This window comes from Pseudomonas aylmerensis, from assembly GCF_001702265.1.
GTDB classification, from domain to species: Bacteria; Pseudomonadota; Gammaproteobacteria; order Pseudomonadales; family Pseudomonadaceae; genus Aquipseudomonas; species Aquipseudomonas aylmerensis.
Window position 1 is genome coordinate 55,150 of the sequence record NZ_MAUE01000016.1, and the last position, 20,327, is coordinate 75,476.

Annotated in this window: 17 protein-coding genes; 13 read left to right on the plus strand and 4 right to left on the minus strand. The window is 64.3% G+C overall.

Annotated features, from left to right (window positions below):
* The first annotated feature begins 20 nt into the window (after positions 1 to 20).
* The 13 genes from BBG20_RS12985 to BBG20_RS13045 all read left to right on the plus strand — a co-directional run bounded on the left by BBG20_RS12985 (position 21) and on the right by BBG20_RS13045 (position 14,269).
* Complete coding sequence (locus BBG20_RS12985) at positions 21 to 1,385, plus strand: efflux transporter outer membrane subunit (RefSeq protein ID WP_107338955.1); 1,365 nt, start codon at positions 21 to 23, stop codon at positions 1,383 to 1,385.
* 103 nt (positions 1,386 to 1,488) lie between these two features.
* Complete coding sequence (locus tag BBG20_RS12990) at positions 1,489 to 2,238, plus strand: alpha/beta fold hydrolase (RefSeq protein WP_065904015.1); 750 nt, start codon at positions 1,489 to 1,491, stop codon at positions 2,236 to 2,238.
* A gap of 107 nt (positions 2,239 to 2,345) precedes the next feature.
* Entirely contained in the window at positions 2,346 to 3,113 is a 768-nt protein-coding gene (locus BBG20_RS12995) for a FadR/GntR family transcriptional regulator (RefSeq protein WP_065904017.1), read from the plus strand.
* Positions 3,114 to 3,323: 210 nt separating this feature from the next.
* Positions 3,324 to 4,526, plus strand: coding sequence for an ABC transporter substrate-binding protein (locus BBG20_RS13000; RefSeq protein WP_065904020.1), 1,203 nt, complete (start codon positions 3,324 to 3,326; stop codon positions 4,524 to 4,526).
* A 61-nt stretch (positions 4,527 to 4,587) separates the two neighbouring features.
* Positions 4,588 to 5,448, plus strand: coding sequence for a branched-chain amino acid ABC transporter permease (locus tag BBG20_RS13005; RefSeq protein WP_015884776.1), 861 nt, complete (start codon positions 4,588 to 4,590; stop codon positions 5,446 to 5,448).
* A gap of 1 nt (position 5,449) precedes the next feature.
* Entirely contained in the window at positions 5,450 to 6,460 is a 1,011-nt protein-coding gene (locus BBG20_RS13010) for a branched-chain amino acid ABC transporter permease (RefSeq protein WP_065904023.1), read from the plus strand.
* Complete coding sequence (locus tag BBG20_RS13015) at positions 6,457 to 7,206, plus strand: ABC transporter ATP-binding protein (protein WP_015884778.1); 750 nt, start codon at positions 6,457 to 6,459, stop codon at positions 7,204 to 7,206. Before BBG20_RS13010 ends, BBG20_RS13015 begins: the two co-directional genes overlap by 4 nt.
* On the plus strand, positions 7,206 to 7,901 hold the full coding sequence (locus BBG20_RS13020) for an ABC transporter ATP-binding protein (RefSeq protein ID WP_065904026.1): 696 nt from the start codon (positions 7,206 to 7,208) through the stop codon (positions 7,899 to 7,901). Before BBG20_RS13015 ends, BBG20_RS13020 begins: the two co-directional genes overlap by 1 nt.
* A 13-nt stretch (positions 7,902 to 7,914) precedes the next feature.
* Positions 7,915 to 9,183 (plus strand): Zn-dependent hydrolase, encoded by a 1,269-nt coding sequence (locus BBG20_RS13025; protein WP_065904030.1) that lies wholly within the window; start codon positions 7,915 to 7,917, stop codon positions 9,181 to 9,183.
* On the plus strand, positions 9,180 to 10,577 hold the full coding sequence (locus BBG20_RS13030; protein ID WP_065904034.1) for an amidase: 1,398 nt from the start codon (positions 9,180 to 9,182) through the stop codon (positions 10,575 to 10,577). Before BBG20_RS13025 ends, BBG20_RS13030 begins: the two co-directional genes overlap by 4 nt.
* A 974-nt stretch (positions 10,578 to 11,551) precedes the next feature.
* Complete coding sequence (locus BBG20_RS13035; protein WP_065904037.1) at positions 11,552 to 12,415, plus strand: LysR family transcriptional regulator; 864 nt, start codon at positions 11,552 to 11,554, stop codon at positions 12,413 to 12,415.
* A gap of 82 nt (positions 12,416 to 12,497) precedes the next feature.
* Positions 12,498 to 13,175 carry a sterol desaturase family protein gene (locus BBG20_RS13040; protein WP_065904040.1) on the plus strand — a complete coding sequence of 226 codons (678 nt, stop codon included), beginning with the start codon at positions 12,498 to 12,500 and terminating at the stop codon, positions 13,173 to 13,175.
* On the plus strand, positions 13,172 to 14,269 hold the full coding sequence (locus BBG20_RS13045; RefSeq protein ID WP_065904043.1) for an SMP-30/gluconolactonase/LRE family protein: 1,098 nt from the start codon (positions 13,172 to 13,174) through the stop codon (positions 14,267 to 14,269). The genes BBG20_RS13040 and BBG20_RS13045 overlap by 4 nt, the downstream gene beginning before the upstream one ends.
* Positions 14,270 to 14,328: 59 nt before the next feature.
* On the opposite strand, the gene BBG20_RS13050 is transcribed toward BBG20_RS13045, so the two are convergent.
* From BBG20_RS13050 to BBG20_RS13065, 4 genes are all read right to left on the minus strand, one after another.
* Positions 14,329 to 15,843, minus strand: a complete 1,515-nt coding sequence (locus tag BBG20_RS13050; RefSeq protein ID WP_065904046.1) for a hypothetical protein — start codon at positions 15,841 to 15,843, stop codon at positions 14,329 to 14,331.
* A 195-nt stretch (positions 15,844 to 16,038) separates the two neighbouring features.
* Complete coding sequence (locus tag BBG20_RS13055; RefSeq protein ID WP_065904049.1) at positions 16,039 to 17,103, minus strand: lipocalin-like domain-containing protein; 1,065 nt, start codon at positions 17,101 to 17,103, stop codon at positions 16,039 to 16,041.
* The gene (locus tag BBG20_RS13060; protein WP_065904056.1) at positions 17,093 to 19,555 is read right to left on the minus strand and encodes an ABC transporter permease; all 2,463 of its coding nucleotides are present in this window, start codon (positions 19,553 to 19,555) and stop codon (positions 17,093 to 17,095) included. The genes BBG20_RS13055 and BBG20_RS13060 overlap by 11 nt, the downstream gene beginning before the upstream one ends.
* On the minus strand, positions 19,552 to 20,211 hold the full coding sequence (locus tag BBG20_RS13065) for an ABC transporter ATP-binding protein (RefSeq protein WP_065904059.1): 660 nt from the start codon (positions 20,209 to 20,211) through the stop codon (positions 19,552 to 19,554). The genes BBG20_RS13060 and BBG20_RS13065 overlap by 4 nt, the downstream gene beginning before the upstream one ends.
* Positions 20,212 to 20,327: the final 116 nt, after the last annotated feature.

Here is a 20,327-nt window from a genome sequence, read left to right on the forward strand (position 1 = left end):
CCCTGCTCAGCCTGTACCTCATGTTGAGCGCCTGCACCGGCAGTCCTGGCGCCATCGACAGCGGTATTGCGCCGCCGGCCGCCTGGCATTTTGCCGAGCGCGACGCGACCCAGGCCACCAACCAGCGCTGGTGGACGCACTTTGGCAGCCCGCAACTCAATCGCCTGGTCGACCAGGCGCGGCGTGACAGTTTCGACGTCGCCGCCGCCATGGCCAGGGTCCGCCAGGCCCAGGCCAGCGCAGTGATTGCCGGCGCGCCGCTGTTGCCCGAGGTCAAGCTGAATCTCGACACCAGCCGCCAGAAACTGCTGCGCGGCAAAGGCGGACCGAGCCTGGACGCATCGCAAAGCGATGAGGTTGTCGACAACTTCGGCGCCAACCTCACCGCCAGTTACGAAGTGGATTTCTGGGGTGGCCGCGCGGCTGCCCGCGACAGCGCCCTGCACAGCCTGCGGGCCAGCGAGTTTGACCAGGCGACGGTGGAACTGACCTTGCTCGCCAATGTGGCCGACCGCTACGCGCAAACCCTGGCAGCCGTTGAGCGCAAACAGATTGCCCAGCTCAACCTGGCGAACGCGCGCAACGTGCTCGACCTGGTGCAGACGCGCTACGACGCCGGCTCCGCCACGGCCCTGGAACTGGCCCAGCAGAAAAGCCTGGTGGCCAGCCAACAACGGCAATTGCCGCTGATCGAGCAATTGGCCGAAGAGTCGCGGATCACCCTCGCGGCGCTCCTCGGCCAACCGGTGCAGGCCCTCGACCTGGGCGCCGAACCATTCCAGGCGCTGAGCTGGCCGACCATCGGCGCTGGCCTGCCCAGCCAATTGCTCAGTCGGCGCCCCGACATCGCCAAGGCCGAGGCGCAGCTGGCGGCGGCACAAGCCGACGTCACCGTGGCGCGGGCGGCCATGCTGCCGGCCGTGACTCTCGGTGCGACCCTTGGCTCGGACGCCTACAAAGCCGCAGAAATGCTGCGCAGCCCGTACTACACGCTGACCGCCGGGCTGGTCGGACCGATCTTCAACAACGGCCGTTTAAGCGCCGAGCGCGACAAGGCCCGCGCCCGCCAGGATGAGCTGCTGCAAACCTACCGTGGCGCGATCATCAACGGCTTTGCCGATGTGGAAAAAGCCCTCAGCAGCATCACCCGCCTCGACCAGCAGCGCGAGTGGCAAAGCGAAGAACTGCAACAGGCGCAGACCGCCTTCCAGATCGCCGAGAGTCGCTACCAGGCAGGCGCCGAGGACTTGCTGACAGTGCTGGAGACCCAAAGCACGCTGTACGCGGCCCAGGACTTGAACGTGCAGCTGCGGCTGTCGCGCCTGCAGGCAAGCATCGCCTTGTACAAAGCGCTGGGGGGCGGCTGGGAGACTGATATCCGCTAAACAAAACTCCACTTTCGTACACGAGCTGTTTTCTCGACCTACATTCTTCAACCCAGGTCCTTGGTAAAAAAGCCGCCATCACACGGCTGCCCAGGACCTCCTGATGACTGTTGCAAAACACCTCGCTTGTGGCGGTATCTGGCTGATGGCAAGCACCGCCCTGGCCCAGCCACTGATCACCGAAAGCGCCATCGACTGGCTGCTCGACTGCCCCATCCCCCAGGTCGAACACCTGGACCCCGAAGTGCTGGCACGCACCCAATGCGGCGTCGTCAGTGTCCCGCGCAACTACGCCGCGCCGCGCCAAGGCAACCTGCGCCTGTATGTCACCCGTGTCGGCGCGCGCGATCCGCTGAGCCGTGAAGGCGTGGTGTTCGCCCAGGCTGGCGACACCACCCGGCGCAACCGCGCCGGCACCTTCGCCGTGCAACTGGCCAGCCGCTGGGGTGCCTATTCCAACCAGGCTTACCGCACGCTGCTCAATCGCTATGACGTGATCGAACTCAGCCCGCGCGACCTCAAGCACAAGAATGGCCTTGAGCAGGCCGTGCGCGACATGGAATTCGTGCGGGCCCAACTCGGTGACGCGCAGCTGCACTACCTCGGTAACGCCGGCGCCACGCGCTTGGGCAGCCGCTACGGCGCGCTGTTTCCCGACCGCGTCGCGCGCATGGTGCTGGTGAATGCCGAGCCCGGCGAAAAGGCCGCGCCCCGGGTTGCACAATTGCACCTCAAGGACACCGCCACGCCAGGCCCCAGCGGCTGCGTCAACCAATGGGTGGGCGACTTCCTTGCCTATGGCAAGCAGCCGCCGGCGTCGACGCGCTGCCTGGATTCAGGCGCTTGGGAGTAGCGCGCCGTTTGCGACCTGTTGCGGCCGAAAACGACACCCTGCGTTGACGCTGCGACCCAATCGTTATTAAGTGCTATTTATCCGCATTAATACGATAAATCGAACCCATGCTAAGCCGCCCGCTACGACGCAAACGCCAGAAGCTGTCCGATGTGATTGTCGAGTCGGTCAAACGCTCTATCGTCACCGATGCACTCAAGCCCGGCGATCGCCTGCCCACCGAGCGCGAGCTGATGGAAAGCTTCCAGTGCTCCAAGGGCTCGGCCCGCGAGGCACTCAAGGCGCTGGAAGTCGAGGGCCTGGTGAGCACGCGCACCGGCCCCAGCGGCGGCGCCTACCTCAACCAGGCGGGCACCGAGCCGGCCAGCCGCGCCTTGCGCAACTACCTGCACTTCCAGCACCTGGATGGCGAGCAGGTCTACCAGTTGCGCAAGGTCATCGAAGTGGAACTGGCCGTCTCGGTACTCGGGCGCCTGAGTGAGGACGACTACCAGGCCCTGCAGGACAATGTGGATTTCTGCAGCGCACCGGAAGACAGCGAGGCCGGCCAGCGTGAGCAGCGCCTGGCGGAACTGGAGTTCCACAACCTGCTGGCCAAGGCGTGCCCCAACCCGTTGCTGAGCTTCATGGCGCAGTTCCTCAATGACCTGCTGCGTGACCTGGTGGTGCTGAAAAAGGCCTACAAGCCCAAGCGCAAGCAGTTCGACGCGGCCAACCTCGACTATCACAAACAGTTGCTGAGCGCGTTTCGCGCCGGCGATGAAAAAGCCGTGCGCAGCCTGATGCACGAACACATGTGCGACGCCGAACACCACATGACCGCGCTGGAAGGCCAGGTCAGCCCGCATTTTCTACTGGAGTTCGATCACTCTTAAAAACACTACAGACCCAGTGTGGGAGCGGGCTTGCTCGCGAATGCGGTTGGTCAGCAAAGCATCCGGAGACTGATGCACTGCATTCGCGAGCAAGCCCGCCCGCACATTTTATGACCGCGTTTCGCCTCAATAAAAAGGCCTGCCCACAGGCCCTGCTCCACCGTATCGCCATTGCTACTCCTGCCAATAACTAAACCAGGGAGTCACCCCATGCAGCGTCGTACGTTGTTGAAAGCCAGTCTCACCGCCGCCGCCGCCCTCAGCCTTCCGCTGAGCGTGCGTTCGGCATTCGCCGCCGAGCCCTTTACCTTTTACGGCCTCAAGTCCATGTCCGGCGCCTTTGCCAGCTATGGCAAGTTTGCCGACATGGGTTCGCGGCTGGCGGTGGAGCAGCACCCCGAAGTGCTCGGTCGCCCGCTGAACTACAAGGTGATCGACACCGAAGGCAACGCCGGCAAGGCAGTGCGCAAGGTCCAGGAAGCCATCCAGCAGGACGGCGCGCGGTTCTTCCAGGGGTGCACGCTGTCGTCGTCGGCGCTGGCCGTGGCCAAGGAAGTGGACAAGGTCGGCGGCGTGTTCATGACCCCGGTGGGTGCCGACGAAGTCACCGGCAAGGACTGTAACAAGGCGACGTTCCGCTGGTCGGTGCCGACCTACGGCGCGATCCGCGAAACCATGGTGCCGCTGATCAAGCTGCTGCCGGACGCCAAGCGCTGGTACACCATCACCCCGCAATACGTGTTCGGTGAAGCCCTGCTCGAAGGCGCCAAAAATGTCCTCAAGGAACACGGCCTGGAGCACGTGGGCAACAGCTATCACTCGTTGCAGGAACAGGAATTCTCCGGCTACCTGACCAACGCCATCTCCACCAAGCCCGACGTGCTGGTGCTGCTGAATTTCGGCAGCCAGTCGTCCAACACCCTGCGCCAGGCGGTGAACTTCGGCATCAAGGAGCGCATGAAAGTGCTGCTGGTGTGGTCTGCCGGTCTCGATCAATTCCAGGAACTGGGCAGCGATGTGCTCGAAGGCGTGTACCTCGGCGCGCAGTACTGGCACCAGGTCGACACCCCGCTCAACCGCGAGCTGGTCAAGCTGACCCAGGCCAAGTACGGCATCAACCCCACCTACCCGCTGGCCGCTGACTACATCAGCACCAAGGTCATGCTCGAAACCATCATCGCCACCGGCAGCTTCGACGGGCCGACCGTGGCCAAGGCCATGCAGGGCCTGAGCTACGAAGGCCCGACCGGCAAGGAATCGATCCGCGCCGGCGACCACCAGGTGATCAAGGACTACTACCTGCTGATCGGCAAGGCCGCCGGCGACATGGCCGACAAGGACGACCTGGCCAAGGTGCTCAGCGCCGGCCAGTCCTTCCCGCCGGTGGACGCCACGGGCTGCACGCTCGCCTGACCCGCTGACTCGCTAAACACGACAGGGCCGCGTTCGCGGCCGCCTGTCCGAGGGTTTCTGCATGCTTAATCTTTATCTGTTCCAGATACTCAACGGCCTGGGATTGGGGATGATCTACTTCCTGATCGCGGTCGGGCTGACGATCATTTTCGGCCTGCTCAACTTCGTCAACTTCGCCCACGGTGCGTTCTTCCTGCTGGGCGCCTACATCTGCTACACCGCCGTGAGCCTCACCGGCAACTTCTGGCTGGCCCTGCTGATCGCGCCGCTGGTGGTGGCTGCGTTGGCGTGGGTGATCGAGCGCCTGTTAATCCAACGGATTTACCACCTGCCACACATGTTCCAGATCCTCGTCACCCTGGGGATCGCGCTGATCATCCAGGAAGCCAGCGTGATGATCTGGGGCCCGGTGGGCAAGAGCGTCGCCGTGCCGGAACTGCTGCGCGGGGTGCTGGTGGTCGGCGACTTCGTCTACCCCTACTACCGCCTGTTCCTCATCGTGTTTTCCGGGCTGGTCGGCCTGGGCCTGTGGCTGCTGCTGGAACGCACGCGCTTCGGCGCACTGGTGCGCGCCGGCAGTGAAAGCACCGAAACCGTGTCGCTGCTGGGCACGAATATCTTCCGCCTGTTTTCCATGACCTTCGCCCTCGGCGTGGCGCTGGCCGGTGTCGCCGGCGTGCTGTTTGCGCCGTTGCGCGGCGCGCAGCCCTTTGTCGGCCCGGAGATCCTCGGCGTGGCCTTCGTGGTCGTGGTGATCGGCGGCATGGGCTCGTTCAGCGGTGCGCTGGTCGGCGGTTTGCTGGTCGGCGTGGTGCAGAGCCTGATGACCACACTCTGGCCCCAAGGCGCGAGCCTGATGATCTACGGCGCAATGGCCGTGGTGATTCTGGTACGCCCTTACGGCCTGTTCGGGAGAGCCTGAGATGAGCGAGAAAAATCCGCTGCCGTTTGCCAAGACCCAATCCAAAGCCATGTTGCTGTGGGTACTCGCGGTGCTGATCGGCCTGCCCTTGGTGCTGCCCTCGGCGACCCTGGCCACCGAGATCCTGATCTTTGCCATGGCCGCCCTCGCCTGCAACCTGTTGCTCGGCTACACCGGGCTGCTGTCGTTCGGCCAAGGCATCTTCTTCGGCGCCGGCGCCTATTGCGCGGCGCTGCTGATGATTCATCTGCAACTGGGCCTGTTCACCGCGTTGCTCGGCGCTGCCGTGGCCGGTGGCTTCCTGGCCTTGCTGGTGGGCGCCCTGGCGATCCGGCGCACTGGCATCTACTTCGTGATGCTGACCTTGGCGTTCAGCCAGATGGCCTACTTCGTGGCCTACACCTTGAGTGACTGGACCGGTGGCGACAACGGCCTGCTCAGCGTGCCGCGCCCGGAAATCCGCCTCGGCGACACCGTGCTGCTGTCGCTGGCCGACGCCCGTGCGTTCTATGGGTTTGTCGCGGTGCTGTTCCTGCTGATCTTCATCGGCGCACGCCGGGTGATCGCTTCGCCATTCGGCAGCACGCTGATGGCGATCCGCGAAAATGAAACCCGCGCCTCGGCCATCGGCTACGACACCCGCCACTTCAAGATCCTGGTGTTCGTGCTGTCCGGCGCGGTCACCGGCATCGCCGGCGCGCTGTACGCGATGCTGCTGCACTTCGTGCCGCTGTCGAATATCGACCTGGCGATGTCCGAGAACATCCTGATCATGACCATCGTCGGCGGCACCGGCTCGCTGTTCGGCTCATTGCTGGGGGCCGGTTCCATCGTGCTGCTGGGGGATTTTCTCTCCGACCTGTGGCCGCGCTGGCTGATGTTGCTGGGGGTGATCCTGATCCTGGTGGTGATCTTCATGCGCGGCGGGTTGTGGGGAGGCCTGGCGTCGCTGTTCGAGAAGGTGCGAGGCCCGCGCAAGGCCGCTGTCATCACCAAGGAGGAAGTGCTATGAGCATCCTGCTGGAAACCAAAGACCTGGAACTGGCCTACGGCGCGTTCCATGCGGTGAATGGCGTGAACCTCAAGGTCGAAGCCGGCACCATCCACACCATCATCGGCCCCAATGGCGCGGGCAAGACCAGCCTGTTTCATTGCCTGACCGGTGAGCGCCAGGCCACTGCCGGGGCGATCCATTTCGACGGCAAGAACCTGATGCGCAAGCCCGCCCACGGCCGCGTCGGCCTGGGCATGGCGCGCTCGTTCCAGCTCACCAGCCTGTTCCAGAACCTCAGCGTGCGCGAGAACCTGCGCCTGGCCGCCCAAGGCCGCGACGGTGCCCGCGCGCTGAACTTCTGGCGCCGGGTCGACAGCAAGCGCGAACACCTGGAGATGGCCGACCAGGTGCTTGAACGCCTGCAGCTCAGCGCGCGTGCCGACACCTTGGCCGGCGAGCTTTCCCATGGCCAGCAACGCGTGCTGGAGGTGGGCATGTCGATCTGCTCGAAACCGAAACTGTTGATGCTCGACGAGCCCACCTCGGGCATGGGCATCGATGACATTCCGATCATGACCCAGCTGATCAGCGACCTCGGCCGCGACCACACGGTGCTGCTGATCGAACACAACATGAGCATCGTCATGTCGATCAGCCAACGCATCACGGTGATGAGCCATGGGCAGATCCTGGTGGAAGGCACACCGGAATTCGTGCGGGCCGATGAACGTGTGCGCACGGCTTATCTTGGGGAGGCTGCCTGATGCTGATCGTCGACAATATCCATTCCTACTACGACAAGAGCCACGTGCTCGAAGGCGTGTCGCTGACCGTCAACCCCGGCGAGCTGGTGACGCTGCTGGGGCGCAACGGCGCCGGCAAGACCACCACGCTGCGCAGCATTCTCGGGATCATCTGCCCGCGCCAGGGCCAGATTCACTTCAATGGCCAGGCACTGGTGGGCCAGAAAATCTTTGAAATCGCGCGCCAGGGCCTGGCGCTGGTGCCGGAGAACCGCGGGATTTTCCGCCTGCTCACCGTCGAGGAAAACCTGCGCATCGCCGCGCGCAAGACCAGCCGCTGGCAGCTGGAAGACGTCTACGGCATGTTCCCGCGCCTCAAGGAGCGGCGCAAAAACGCCGGCCGCGCGCTGTCCGGCGGCGAGCAGCAGATGCTCGCCATCGCCCGCGCCCTGCTCAACGATCCCAAGCTGCTGATCCTCGACGAACCCACCGAAGGCCTCGCCCCGGTGATCGTCGACGAGTTGGTGAAGATCCTGCGCAAGGTCAAGGACGACGGCCTCCCCGTGCTGCTGGTGGAACAGAACCTGATGGTCTGCGACAAGCTCGCTGACCGCCATTACGTGCTCGAACAGGGCCGCGTGGTCTACGAGGGCAGCGCCGCCGCCTTCCGCGCCGACCCGACCATCAAGAACCGCTACCTGGCCCTGAGCGCCTGACCGGAGAACACTGATGAATAGCTTTGCGCAACCGCTCCAGAGCAATGCCCCACTGATCAATCGCGACCGCCTGTGGCAATCGCTGATGGACCTCGCCCAGCTCGGCGCCACGGTCAAGGGCGGCGTGTGCCGCCTGGCCCTCACCGATCTCGATCGCCAGGCCCGAGATTTGTTTGTGCAGTGGTGCGAGGCCGCCGGGTGCAGCGTGAGTGTCGACGCCATCGGCAATATTTTTGCGCGTCGCCCTGGGCGCAACCCGGCCCTGGCGCCGGTGATGACTGGCAGCCATATCGACACCCAGCCTACCGGTGGCAAGTTCGACGGCTGCTACGGGGTGATGGCCGGGCTGGAAGTGATCCGCACCCTCAATGACCTCAACATCGAAACCCAGGCGCCGATCGAGGTGGTGGTCTGGACCAACGAGGAAGGCTCGCGCTTTCCGCCCTGCATGATGGGCTCCGGGGTGTTTGCCGGGAAATTCGACCTGCAGGACACGCTCGACAAGCTCGACGACCAGGGCCTGTCGGTGGGCGCCGAGCTGCAGCGCATCGGCTATGCCGGTTCCCGTGCGGTGCTCGGCCATCCCGTGGGGGCGTATTTCGAGGCGCATATCGAACAGGGTCCGGTGCTGGAAGACCAGGCCACCACGATTGGTGTGGTGATGGGTTGCCTGGGCCAGAAGTGGTTCGACCTGACCCTCACCGGCGTCGAAGCCCACGCCGGCCCGACGCCGATGCACCTGCGCAAGGACGCCCTGGTCGGCGCCGCCGAGGTGGTCAGCGCGGTCAACCGCATCGCTCACCAGCAGCAACCTCACGCCTGTGGCACCGTCGGCTGCCTGAGCCTGCACCCCGGCTCGCGCAATGTGATTCCCGGCCAGGTGCACATGACCCTCGACTTGCGCCACCTGCATGCGGACAAGCTGCAAGCGATGGTCGATGAAGTGCGCAGCGTGATCGAAGCCAGCGCGGCCCGGCATGGGTTGACGTTCGAGCTGACGCCGACCGCCGACTTCCCGCCCCTGGACTTCGCCCCGGCGTGCGTCAATGCCGTGCGCGACGCGGCAGGCGCGCTGGGTTTGAGCCATATGGACATCGTCAGCGGTGCCGGGCATGACGCGATTTTCGTCGCCGAACTCGGCCCGGCCGGGATGATTTTCGTGCCGTGCGAAGGCGGCATCAGCCACAACGAAATCGAAAACGCCGCGCCGGATGACCTCGCGGCAGGCTGCGCGGTGCTGTTGCGCGCCATAGTCAATGCGGCACAGGGGGACCGGGCATGAGTGAGATGGGCCAACTGACGGCGGTGCAACTGCTGCAGCATTTTCGCGACAAGACCTTGTCACCGGTGGACGTCACCGAGGACGCCCTGCTGCGTATCGAACGCTACAACCCGGTGGTGAACGCCTACTGCCACGTCGACCCCGAAGGCGCGCTGCAGGCTGCGCGAGTCTCGGAGCAGCGTTGGTTCAAGGGCCAGCCCTGCGGCGCGCTGGACGGTGTACCGGCGTCGATCAAGGACCTCACGCTGACAATCGGCATGCCCACCCGCAAGGGCTCGCGCACCTCATCCGCCGAAGGGCCGTGGGACGTCGACGCGCCGTTTTCCGCCTTGATGCGCAAGGCCGGCGCCGTGCTGCTGGGCAAGACCACCACCCCGGAGTTCGGCTGGAAAGGCGTGACCGACAACCCGCTGTACGGCATCACGCGCAACCCTTGGGACACACGCACCACGGCGGGCGGTTCGTCCGGCGGCGCCGGTGCAGCGGCGGCGTTGAACCTCGGCGTATTGCACCAGGGCAGCGATGCCGGCGGCTCGATCCGGATTCCGTGCGCGTTTACCGGCACTTTCGGGATCAAGCCGACGTTCGGTTATGTGCCGCAGTGGCCGGCCAGTTCCATGACGATTCTGTCGCACCTGGGGCCGATGACCCGCACCGTGGAAGACAGCGTGTTGATGCTGCAGACCATCGCCCAGCCGGACGCGCGGGACGGCCTGATCGGCGCGCCGCGGACCACGCCCTGGTTGACGGGCGCTGCGGACCTCAAAGGGTTGCGCGTGGCCTATAGCCCGACGTTCGGCTATGTGAAGGTCGATCCGCAGGTTGCCAAGGTCGTGGCCCAGGCAGTCGAGGGATTGGTGCAATTGGGCGCCCATGTCGAGCAAATCGATCCAGGCTTCAGCGATCCACTGGAAGTGTTCAATACCCTGTGGGCCGCCGGTGCCGCGCGCCTGACCGGCGCCATGAGTGATGCGCAAAAACAGCTGCTGGACCCCGGTCTGTTGCGCATCGCACAACGCGGTGAACAGCTCACCCTTGGCGACTTCAACGACGCCCTCGAAGCCCGCGCGGCGCTGGTGGCGAAGATGGCGGCGTTCCATGAGCATTACGACATATTGGTGTCGCCGATGCTGCCGATCACCGCGTTCGACGCCGGGCACAACGTGCCGCCGGGTTCCGGGATGCAGGCATGGATGGAGTGGACGCCGTTTACCTACCCGTTCAACCTGACCCAGCAACCGGCGGCATCGGTGCCATGCGGGCTGGCGGCGAATGGTCTGCCGGTAGGGTTGCATGTGGTGGGCGCGCGGTTTGCCGATGAACAGGTGCTGAAGGTCTGCCAGGTGTACGCCAAAGCGTTCCCCACACCGCACTTGCAAGCGCCGCAGACCTGAAGTGGACTCAACTGGGGGGGCTTTCGGGGGTGGCAGGTCAGCCACCCCCCCTATCGCCCATGCCGCCGCCTTCGTAGCCTCGCCAAGGCTCGACAACTCCCACACTTGGGCTTCGTCGCGTCTTACATGGCGATTACACAAGGGATTGAAATCAGGCCGACACCGCCAATCCCCTGTGGGAGTTGTCGAGCTTTAGCGAGGCTGCGAAAGCGGTGTCTCAGACGAAGAAAATGCCAGCAATACCGCCGCCTTCGCAGCCTCGCTGGGGCTCGACAACTCCCACACTTGAGCTGCGTCGCGCCAACTACTGCGATGCCACAGGCAATTGAAATAAGCGCGACTCCGCCAATCCCCTGTGGGAGTTGTCGAGCTTTAGCGAGGCTGCGAAAGCGGTGTCTCAGGCGCAGAAAACGCCAGCAATACCGCCGCCTTCGCAGCCTCGCCAGGGCTCGACAACTCCCACACTTGGGCTGCGCCGCGCCGACTACTGCGATGCCACAGGAGATTGAAATCAGGCCGACACCGCCAATCCCCTGTGGGAGTTGTCGAGCTTTAGCGAGGCTGCGAAAGCGGTGTCTCAGGCGCAGAAAATGCCAGCAATACCGCCGCCTTCGCAGCCTCGCCGGGGCTCGACAACTCCCACACTTGGGCTGTGTCGCGCCGGCTACTGCGATGCCACAGCGGATTGAAATAAGCGCGACTCCGCAAATCCCCTGTGGGAGTTGTCGAGCTTTAGCGAGGCTGCGAAAGCGGTGTCTCAGGCGCAGAAAATGCCAGCAATGCCGCCGCCTTCGCAGCCTCGCTCGGGCTCGACAACTCCCACACTTGGGCTGCGTCGCGCCGGCTACTGCGATGCCGCAGGGGATTGAAATAAGGGCCACACCGCCAATCCCCTGTGGAAGCTGTAGTGGGCAGCCGCCCCCGGTCTTGATCGCATTCCATTACACTGTGCCCCATTCATTCCCGGGGGTTTCATGGACATCGAACTGGCACGCACTTTCCTCGAAATCACCCGCTGCGGCAGTCTCGCCGCCGCGGCCGAGAAGCTGCACGTTACCCAGACCGCCATCACCGCGCGGGTCAAGAGCCTGGAAAGCCAGTTGGGCAGCACGCTGTTTATCCGCAACCGCGCCGGTGCGCGCCTGACCGCCGACGGCGAGGCCTTTGTGGTGTACGCCAACCAGTTGCTGCAAACCTGGGAAGCCGCGCGGCGTGACCTGCCGTTGCCCGATGGCTATCGCAACGTGCTGCATATCGGCGGTGAAGTGAGCCTGTGCAACCCACTGATGCTCGGTTGGGCCCAGGCCCTGCGCGAGCAGATCCCTGGGCATGCGCTGCGCACCGAAGTGCGTGAGGGAGAATACCTGCTGCGCCAACTCGAACTCGGTGTGCTCGATGCCGCGCTGGTGTTCCAACCCCAATATTGGCCTGGGCTGCAGGTCGAGCAGGTGCTGGAAGAAAAACTCATCCTGGTGCAGTTGGTGAGCAAGCCGGACCCGTACGTCTACATCGACTGGGGCCCGGGCTTTCGCCAGCAGCATGACGCCGCCCTGCCCGACCGGGCCCGTGCCGCGCTGAGTTTCAACCTCGGGCCGCTGGCGTTGCAGTACATCCTGGAGAATGGCGGCGCCGGCTACTTCCGCACGCGGGTGGTGCAAAGCTACCTGGACAGCGGCGTGATGCAGCGCGTGCCCAAGGCCCCGGAATTCAACTTCCCGACCTTCGTGGTGTATTCGCGGGCGCGCGACTCGGCAGTGCTGCAACAGGCCCTGGCGTTACTGCGCGACGTGGTCAAGGCCGAGAGTGACTGGTCGCAACGCTGGGACCCCTTGATTTAACCCGCGCACGGGGCAAAAACTCGCACAATTGCGCGCACCAACTAAGCTCAGTTTCCAATAAAAAAACCCTGAGCTGCCCCTCATGCCCCATCCCACCGAGACCTTCCGCGCACGTTACCGCGCGGCCGTCAGCCCTCTTTACAACCCCTGGCTGCACGCCAGCTTCGTCCTCGGTTATGGGGCGTTGTGCATCACCCTGGCCTGGTCCTCCACGGAAAACATCACCGCGCCCCAGTGGCTGACCGTTCCCCTGACCCTGGTGTTTTTCAACCTGTGCATCTACCTCGTGCACCGTCACCTCGGCCACCACAAACACGCCCTCGCCCGCTTGTTCTACGCCCGCCACACCGGCGATCACCACAGTTTCTTCACCCCCGGGCACATGACCTACGACAGCCCCAGGGACTGGCGCGTGATCCTGTTCCCGGCCTGGCTGATCGTGCTGCACAGTCTGGCAATCACGCTGCCCGCCTGGTGGCTACTCAAGCAACTGAGTCCCAACGTCGCCGGGCTGTTTGCCGGCTGCATGATTCTCGGCTACTTGCTGTACGAAGTGTTCCACGCCTGCGAGCACTTGCCTGTCGAGCACCCGCTCGCGCGCCTGCCGTGGATTCGCCAGATGCACCGCCTGCACGCGCTGCATCACCGCCGCGAGCTGATGCAGGGGCGCAACTTCAATATCGTCATGCCGCTGATGGATTACCTGTTCGGCACCCTGTACTGGGAGCCCGGCCCCCACGACAACCAGGAATCGTCATGAGTACCCGTCCCAGAAAACTGCGTCATCTGCTGTTTGTGTTGCTGCTGGTCGTGATCGCGTTTCTGCTGCTGATGCCCACCAAGGTGCAACCGGTGAACTGGACACCGCCCAAGGCGCCCTCCATGCAGGACGGCGCCTACGCGGAAAACCAACGCCTCAAGGGCGTACAGAAAGTCGGTGCCCAGGGCATCGACGGGCCCGAGGCGTTGCTGATGGATGCCCAGGGATTGCTGATCAGCGGGCTGCACGACGGGCGCATCATCCGTACCTCGCCCGACAGCCGCAGCCTGGAAGTGCTGGCCAATACCGGCGGGCGCCCGCTGGGCATGGCGCTGCACCCGGATGGGCGCTTGATCATTGCCGACGGGATCAAGGGCTTGCTCGCACTCGACGCCCATCGCCAACTGACGTCGCTGAGCACCGCCGCCAATGGCGTGCCCTTTGGCTTTACCGATGACGTCACGGTGGATGCCAGCGGGCGTTATGCCTACTTCAGCGATGCTTCAAGCCGCTGGGGTTATGGCCAGGACGGCGAGGCAGTGATCGAGCACGGCGGCGACGGCCGGCTGCTGCGCTATGACTTCAGCAACGGCAACACCGAGGTATTGCTCGACCAGTTGCAATTCGCCAACGGCGTGGCCCTGGGGCCGGAGGAAAACTATGTACTGGTGAATGAAACCGGCGCCTATCGCATCAGCCGCTATTGGCTCAAGGGCGAGCGCGCTGGGCAGCACGACCTGTTTATCGACAACCTGCCCGGTCTGCCGGACAACCTCAGCTTCAACGGCCAGGACCGCTTCTGGGTGGCACTTTACTCGCCGCGCAACCCACTGCTGGACAGTTTTGCCGGCTACCCACTGCTGCGCAAAGTCATGGTGCGGGCGCTGATGGTGGTGCCCAAGCCGATCGAGCGCAAAGCCTTCGTGCTGGGGCTGGACACCGATGGTAAGGTCATCGCCAACCTGCAGGATGGCAGCACCGGCAATTACTCGCCGATCACCACCGCCCGGGAGTATGGCGAGTGGCTGTACCTGGGTTCGCTGAAGAGCACGAGCATGGCGCGCCTGCCGTTGAAGCTGGCGTTGGCGCCATAACGCAAAAAGGGCATACAGGCGCCTGGCCTGTATGCCCTGGGTACTACGGGTCAATCATGTCAGCTCTTGGTGCTGCTCAGCAGGGTCTGCTTGCACAGGTGGCCAAAACTGACGAACTGGGTATTCTCGCCACCGACACCGATGCCCGGGTATTCCAGCACTTCCATGCGCCACACGCCGTAGTTGAAGTCGGTACGCCAGGTGTTGTTGTAGCCCTGGGAGTAATCGACAAAGGTGGTCTGGAAATCACCGCCGCTGCACGCGCCCACATTGATCGTGCCAGAGGCTTGCCCCGAGCTGTCGGTCGCTGCCGAATACGCCTTGTAGACGATGTCGCCGTTGGCCGGGTCGATCCGCTGGTCGAGATAGACGATCGGGTGCAGGCCCACCAGCGGTGCACCGGTGCTGTCCGACAGGCCCATGGTCCAGGTCAGGTCCCGATAGGCTTGGGTGGTCATGTAGCCATAGCCCACGTTGGAGGCCGAATACGGGATGCGCAACACGTTCGCCTCGCCCTTCACATCCGGGCTGTTGACCCGCGGGTTGGAACCAAACGACAGGTTGTACTTGCCCGTCGCGCTCCACGGCTCATTGGGGTGCTGGTTCGGCCGCACACGCACCTTGACTACGCCACCGACGCCCGGGCTGGGGATCGATGTCGACACGACGTTGGCACCCACGGTGACCCACTGGCCGCCATCGAAACGCTCGAGGATCCACTTGTTACGCGTGCTGCCACTGGCCGCATCGGCCGTCAGCGCAATACCGACACTCTGCCCACGGACGGCGGTGAAATCGAAGTAATCGACGTCATCCAGGCTGTCGGCATTGCCGTTGATGTAGTTCAGAGTGTCCGGCAGTTGGAAGGCCGTGTCCGGGGTGTCATTGGGCTCATAGGCGTCGAGGTTGGTATCGACCGCAACCCCGAACTGAAAGCTCGACCCCTGGACCGCCGCGTTGGCCTCCATGAACCAGTAGTAGTCACCGGCCGGAACCACGCCGCCAAGGCTTTCATCGCCGGTGCCGGGGTTATTGGAAGTGCCCAGGGGTAGCGGATTGCCCTGGCCATCGTCCTGGAACAGCGACAACGACATATCGGTGCCTGCGGTCTGGTTGACCAGCAGAACGTTGATCCGCGCTTTCTGCGGCAGGTTGAAGTGGTAGCACAGCAGGTCGCCGGTTTGTACGCCATTGATCGTGTAGAGAGAGTTGATATCCAGCGTCTGTTCACAACCCTGGACTAGCGCGGCCTGTACGGCGGGCGCAGACTGGGCCGTGGCTTTTTGTACCTTGGTCACCCTGGCCGGCGCGGTGTTGTCTTCGACCACCGAATCGGCTTTCGCCTTGGCGGCAAACAATGGTTTCTTCTGCTGGGCCCCCGCCAGCAGTTGCTGCTTGAGGGCAGCCGTCGCCTTGTTGGCGTTGATCTTCACAGCGCTTTTCAAGCCGTGCTTGACCGTGGGAGACGCCGCTTGCGCAGCCAGCTGAGGGTATTGTTCAGCGAGGGCAAAGGCCGAGACAAAGCAGGTAGCCGCCATGGCCGCGCCCAGCATGAGAGCTTTTTTCGATTTCATTTTTTATCCATCCATAGTTAAAAAGTGAAGCTCAGGTGACATCCGGTCACCTGGGATGGAATGTAGGATAAGACTGGATGGATGTACAGTATTTTTTCGAAAAAAACGACCCCGCCCCGGACACCAGCCCAGGGCGATCGAATTGCATTTAGGAAGCTGCCTACCTGAAGAAGAAACAGCCCCTACAGAAACACCCTAATAACCGGTCATTTCCAGGTAACCCACCCCACCGTCGAACCGCACGGGTCCTTCCCAGTACGGAATGCTCAGGTTCATCCAGGCGTTGGGGTTGACGGCCTCAGGGGTGATGTCGAGGTGCTTGCCGGGAATTTTCAGGGACCAGCGCGTAGGCAGCTTGCGCCCGTCGAGCGTCGTGGTGTCCAACGGGGTCAGTTGGATATCGGCGTTGTGCAGGGTTTGGGTGTGACCTTCGTGGTCGATCCAGGTGCCGGTCAGGTAGGACCCACCATCGGTTTGCCGCACCCGAAACAGCATCAACTGCTCGCCACGGTCCAGGTGCAGGGAGAACCAGTCCCAGCCGGTCTGGCTCGCGCTCAGGGGTTGACTGCTCCATTCGCGATCCAGCCACGCCGGGCCCGTGACTTGATACACCTGGCCGTCGATGCTCACGCTGCCGCTGGCACTGAAAAACGGCTGGCTGTAGTAGTACGAGGCCTGGCCCTGGTCGGATTTGCGGCTGTAGCCGTTATTACCCTGCAGCACCAGCGGGCGGCTGGAAGTCAGGTGCAGGTCATAGGCAAAGTGCGCACCGCTCGCCTTGAGTTGCATATCGGCCAAGGGGCTCACGGCACCGGGACGGCTGGCGAAGTTCCAGTCGTCGATCCAGGCGTTGAACGGCACGGCCTGGGCGCCAGCCTGGCCGACGCCGCCGCGCGCGTAGCGTTCGGCGGCGTAATGGCGGGTGGCTGAGGTGACGGCGGCGTGGCCGAGCCAGACTGTCGCGTCCTGCCAGCCGGTTTGCGTCGGCCCGGCCTTGAGGGCGTTGCGAAACAGCGTCCATTGCACGCCGAACACGTTGCCCTGCGCATCCTTGAGGTTGGCGGTGACGTACCACCATTCAATACGAAAGCCAGCATGCGGCCCATGGTCCTCGGGAAAACTGAAGACCTTGCCCGGCCCTACCTGGCTGAAGTCCGCCGCATCGCTGCCCAGGCCGGCGAAACTTTCCGGTGGTGCGGGCGCCTGGTCGCACGCGCTCACCAGTAACAGCGCCAGCCACAGCAAGGATTTAATCTTCATGCGCAAACGTCCTCAACAGGTCCGCCGGACGGCTGCGGTACAACTGCCACAACGGCCAGGCCGAGGCCAGCAACGTGGCGAGCAATGCCAGCCCGAGCAATTGCGCCAGTTGCCAAGGAAACACCTGCAGGGGCAGGCGCCAGCCAAACGCTTGCACGTTGATTACCGCATCCAGGCACCACGCCAGCAGCAAGCCCAGGGGCAATGCCAGGATCAGCGTGAGCACCGCCAGCAGCCAGGTCTGGCCCAGGTTCAGCAGCATCAATTGGCGGCGCGTCACCCCCAACGCCCACAGCGGCGCAAGTTGGCCCAGGCGGCTTTGACTCTGGGTCAGCAGGCTGATGAACAGTGCCACCCCGGCCACGCCGAGGGTGAGGCTGTTCAGCGCCGCGGTGGCGGCAAAGGTGCGCTCGAACACCTGGCTCGACCAGCCTTTGAGCTGCTGTTGATCGACGATGCGGCTGTCTTCCAGGGCAAAGGCCCGTTGCACCGCCTGGACCAACGGCGCCACATCCGCCGGCAACACCCGCAGGTTGAACCGCGCCGGTGATAGGGTCGGCCAGTGGGCCAGCAGGTGTGCAACATTGACCAGCATGTGGCCCTTGGGGTTGCCATAATCGGCGTAGATCCCCACCAGCGTCGGTGACCACACGCCCTGCGGCGTGGGAATGCTCAGCGTGTCGCCCAGCTTGATCGCCAGCCGCCGCGCCAATTGCTCGCTGAGCATCAACGTGTCGTGGTGCTGCAACTGATCCCAAGGTTCACTCACCGCCTCCAGCAATGGCCAGTGCTGGCGATAGGTCGGGTCATCGACCACGCCAAACAGATCCGCCGGCCAGCCCTGCAATTGCACGGCGACCTGCCAGGTCGGCAGCACGGTCTGCACGAGCGGTTGTTGCTTGAGCCAAGTGTTGAGTTGTTCGGCCTGGGCCGGGGTCTGGGGATTGAGGTACAGCTCGGCGGTGAGGCGCTGCTCCAGCCAGTTATTGAAGGTGTGACGAAAACCCGAGGTCATCGAGCCCGCGCCGATATTCGCTGCCAGCGCCAACAGCAGGGCCATCAGCGCCAGGCTCAAGGCCGGCAATTGCTGGCGACAGTCGGCGAGAAACCATTGGCCGAGCACCGAGCGGCTGCGTCCCAGTACCGCTTTGAGCAAGGCATTGAGCAGTACCGGCAAACCCAGGGCGGCGCCGAGCAGCAGCGCGGCCATCAGCACAAAACCGGCCGCCAGGCTATTGCCCAGCCACAGCGCCAGCACCGCGATCAGCAAGGCCGTGCCCGCGACCCAACCCTGGCGTCGCAACCAGCGCCCGTGGGCCTCGTGCCAGGCCTGGGCATTGGCCAGCGCCAGCAACGGCAGGCGCGCCGCCCGCCACAGGCTGCTGGCACCGGCGAGCAAGGCACCGAGCAGGCTCAAGCCGAGTCCGGCCAGCCACCACCCTGGGCTCAAGCTCAATTGCCCTGGCACCTCGGCGCCATACAGGCCGCGCAGGCTGGCCGCCACGTCCGGCAGCAGCAAGCTCGCGAGCAGGTAGCCACTGGCGACGCCGAGCACACCGCCAAGCAACGACAAGGCGCCCAGCTCGACGCCCAGGCCGAGGATCAACATGCGTGCGCTCACCCCACAGGCACGCAGGGTGCGCAGCAGCCCGCGCCGTTGCTCAAGGGCCAGGCCGATGGCCGCGTGCACGATAAACAGCCCGACCACGAAGGACAGGAAGCCCAGCGCGTCGAGGTTCAGGTGAAAGCTCTCGGTGAGGCGCGCGAGGTTGTTGTCCTCGCCCTGCTTGAGTTGCAGTTCGGCAGGCGGCGTGGGATGGCCGGCGGCAAACGCCTTGTCTACCAGCAGTCGTGACAGTCGGTCGGGCATCGCCAGGAGCGGCTGGGCGAAGCCGATATCGGTAAGCAACAACCCCGGCGCCATGTCCGGCTGGACTTGCAACGGTGGCAGGCGCTGCCCGTTCAGCGTGAGCGGCTGCTCACCGGCGCGCAGCCCTAGGGCCTGCAAGGTCTGCGGCGCGATCCAGGTACGCCCGGGCGGATCGAAGAACGCCAGCATTTGCGCCTGGCTCAGACGCTGCCCCGCCACTGCGCCACTGCCGGGCAGTGACACCGGGTCGATGCCCATCAGTTGCAGGCGCATGTCCTCGTGGCCCTGGAGCTGCACCCGCCCCTGTACCACCGGCGACACCGGCCACCCGGCGCGGCGCAATTGGGCAAACAGCACCTGCGGGAAACTCGCGCCGTCCGGCGTACTGAGGCTGGCCTGGGGCTCACCGCCGATCAACTGGCTGGCGCGCGCATAACTGTCGCGCGCCTGGCTGTTGAGGGCCTGCACGCCGGTCAACAGGGCGGTGGCCAGCCACAAGCCGGTGAGCACGCTGAAGAACTGCACCGGATGGCGCCGCCAATGGCTGAGCAAGGCGCGCACCGTCCAATAAAACACACTCACGTCGGCACCACCTGTCCGCGATGCAACACCACCTGGCGGTCCAGTCGCGCAGCGATCCGCGGGCTGTGGGTGACCATCAACAGGCTGGTGGGGCTGTCACGCAGCAGGTCCAGCAACAGTTGCAGGACTTCGTCGCTGGTGGCTTCGTCGAGGTTGCCGGTGGGCTCGTCGGCCAACAGCAACCCCGGGCGCGAAGCCAGGGCGCGTCCCACCGCCACCCGTTGCTGTTGGCCACCCGAGAGTTGTTCCGGATAACGCTTGAGCAAGTCACCCAGGCCCAGGCGCTCCACCAGTTGCGCCTGCCACCGGGCATCGAAGCGCCCCGCCAGGCGCGCCTGGAATGCCAGGTTGTCGTCGACGCGCAAACTGCCGATCAGGTTGAACTGCTGGAACACCAGGCCGATTTCAGTGCGTCGCCAATGCGCCAGTTGCGCTTCGCCGAGTTGGTCGAGCCGCTGCTCGCCCACCTGGATGCTGCCGCCGTCCACCCGGTCGAGCCCGGCCACCAGGTGCAGCAGCGTGCTCTTGCCGCTGCCGGATTCGCCCATCAGCGCCAGGCTGCTGCGCGCGGCCAGGTGCAGGTCGACACCGGCCAACACCGCCAACGGGCCTTGGGGCGTGGCATAGCTTTTGAAAACACCTTGCACCTGCAGCATGGGAACACTCGTGTGAGGGGTGGCCATCGAGAATAACGGCTGGTGATGGCGGCCACGCAAATTTTTCACATGGATTTCACCGGTTGCCCACCCACCGCACTTTAAATTACCGGCCA

Coding starts and splice junctions, on each gene's coding strand:
- BBG20_RS13065 (WP_065904059.1), bottom strand. CDS start 20,211: ATGCTGCAGGTGCAAGGTGTTTTCAAAAGCTATGCCACGCCCCAAGGC.
- BBG20_RS12995 (WP_065904017.1), top strand. CDS start 2,346: ATGCTAAGCCGCCCGCTACGACGCAAACGCCAGAAGCTGTCCGATGTG.
- BBG20_RS13020 (WP_065904026.1), top strand. CDS start 7,206: ATGCTGATCGTCGACAATATCCATTCCTACTACGACAAGAGCCACGTG.
- BBG20_RS12990 (WP_065904015.1), top strand. CDS start 1,489: ATGACTGTTGCAAAACACCTCGCTTGTGGCGGTATCTGGCTGATGGCA.
- BBG20_RS13010 (WP_065904023.1), top strand. CDS start 5,450: ATGAGCGAGAAAAATCCGCTGCCGTTTGCCAAGACCCAATCCAAAGCC.
- BBG20_RS13035 (WP_065904037.1), top strand. CDS start 11,552: ATGGACATCGAACTGGCACGCACTTTCCTCGAAATCACCCGCTGCGGC.
- BBG20_RS13055 (WP_065904049.1), bottom strand. CDS start 17,103: ATGAAGATTAAATCCTTGCTGTGGCTGGCGCTGTTACTGGTGAGCGCG.
- BBG20_RS13000 (WP_065904020.1), top strand. CDS start 3,324: ATGCAGCGTCGTACGTTGTTGAAAGCCAGTCTCACCGCCGCCGCCGCC.
- BBG20_RS13030 (WP_065904034.1), top strand. CDS start 9,180: ATGAGTGAGATGGGCCAACTGACGGCGGTGCAACTGCTGCAGCATTTT.
- BBG20_RS13015 (WP_015884778.1), top strand. CDS start 6,457: ATGAGCATCCTGCTGGAAACCAAAGACCTGGAACTGGCCTACGGCGCG.
- BBG20_RS13005 (WP_015884776.1), top strand. CDS start 4,588: ATGCTTAATCTTTATCTGTTCCAGATACTCAACGGCCTGGGATTGGGG.
- BBG20_RS12985 (WP_107338955.1), top strand. CDS start 21: ATGTTGAGCGCCTGCACCGGCAGTCCTGGCGCCATCGACAGCGGTATT.
- BBG20_RS13025 (WP_065904030.1), top strand. CDS start 7,915: ATGAATAGCTTTGCGCAACCGCTCCAGAGCAATGCCCCACTGATCAAT.
- BBG20_RS13040 (WP_065904040.1), top strand. CDS start 12,498: ATGCCCCATCCCACCGAGACCTTCCGCGCACGTTACCGCGCGGCCGTC.
- BBG20_RS13045 (WP_065904043.1), top strand. CDS start 13,172: ATGAGTACCCGTCCCAGAAAACTGCGTCATCTGCTGTTTGTGTTGCTG.
- BBG20_RS13050 (WP_065904046.1), bottom strand. CDS start 15,843: ATGAAATCGAAAAAAGCTCTCATGCTGGGCGCGGCCATGGCGGCTACC.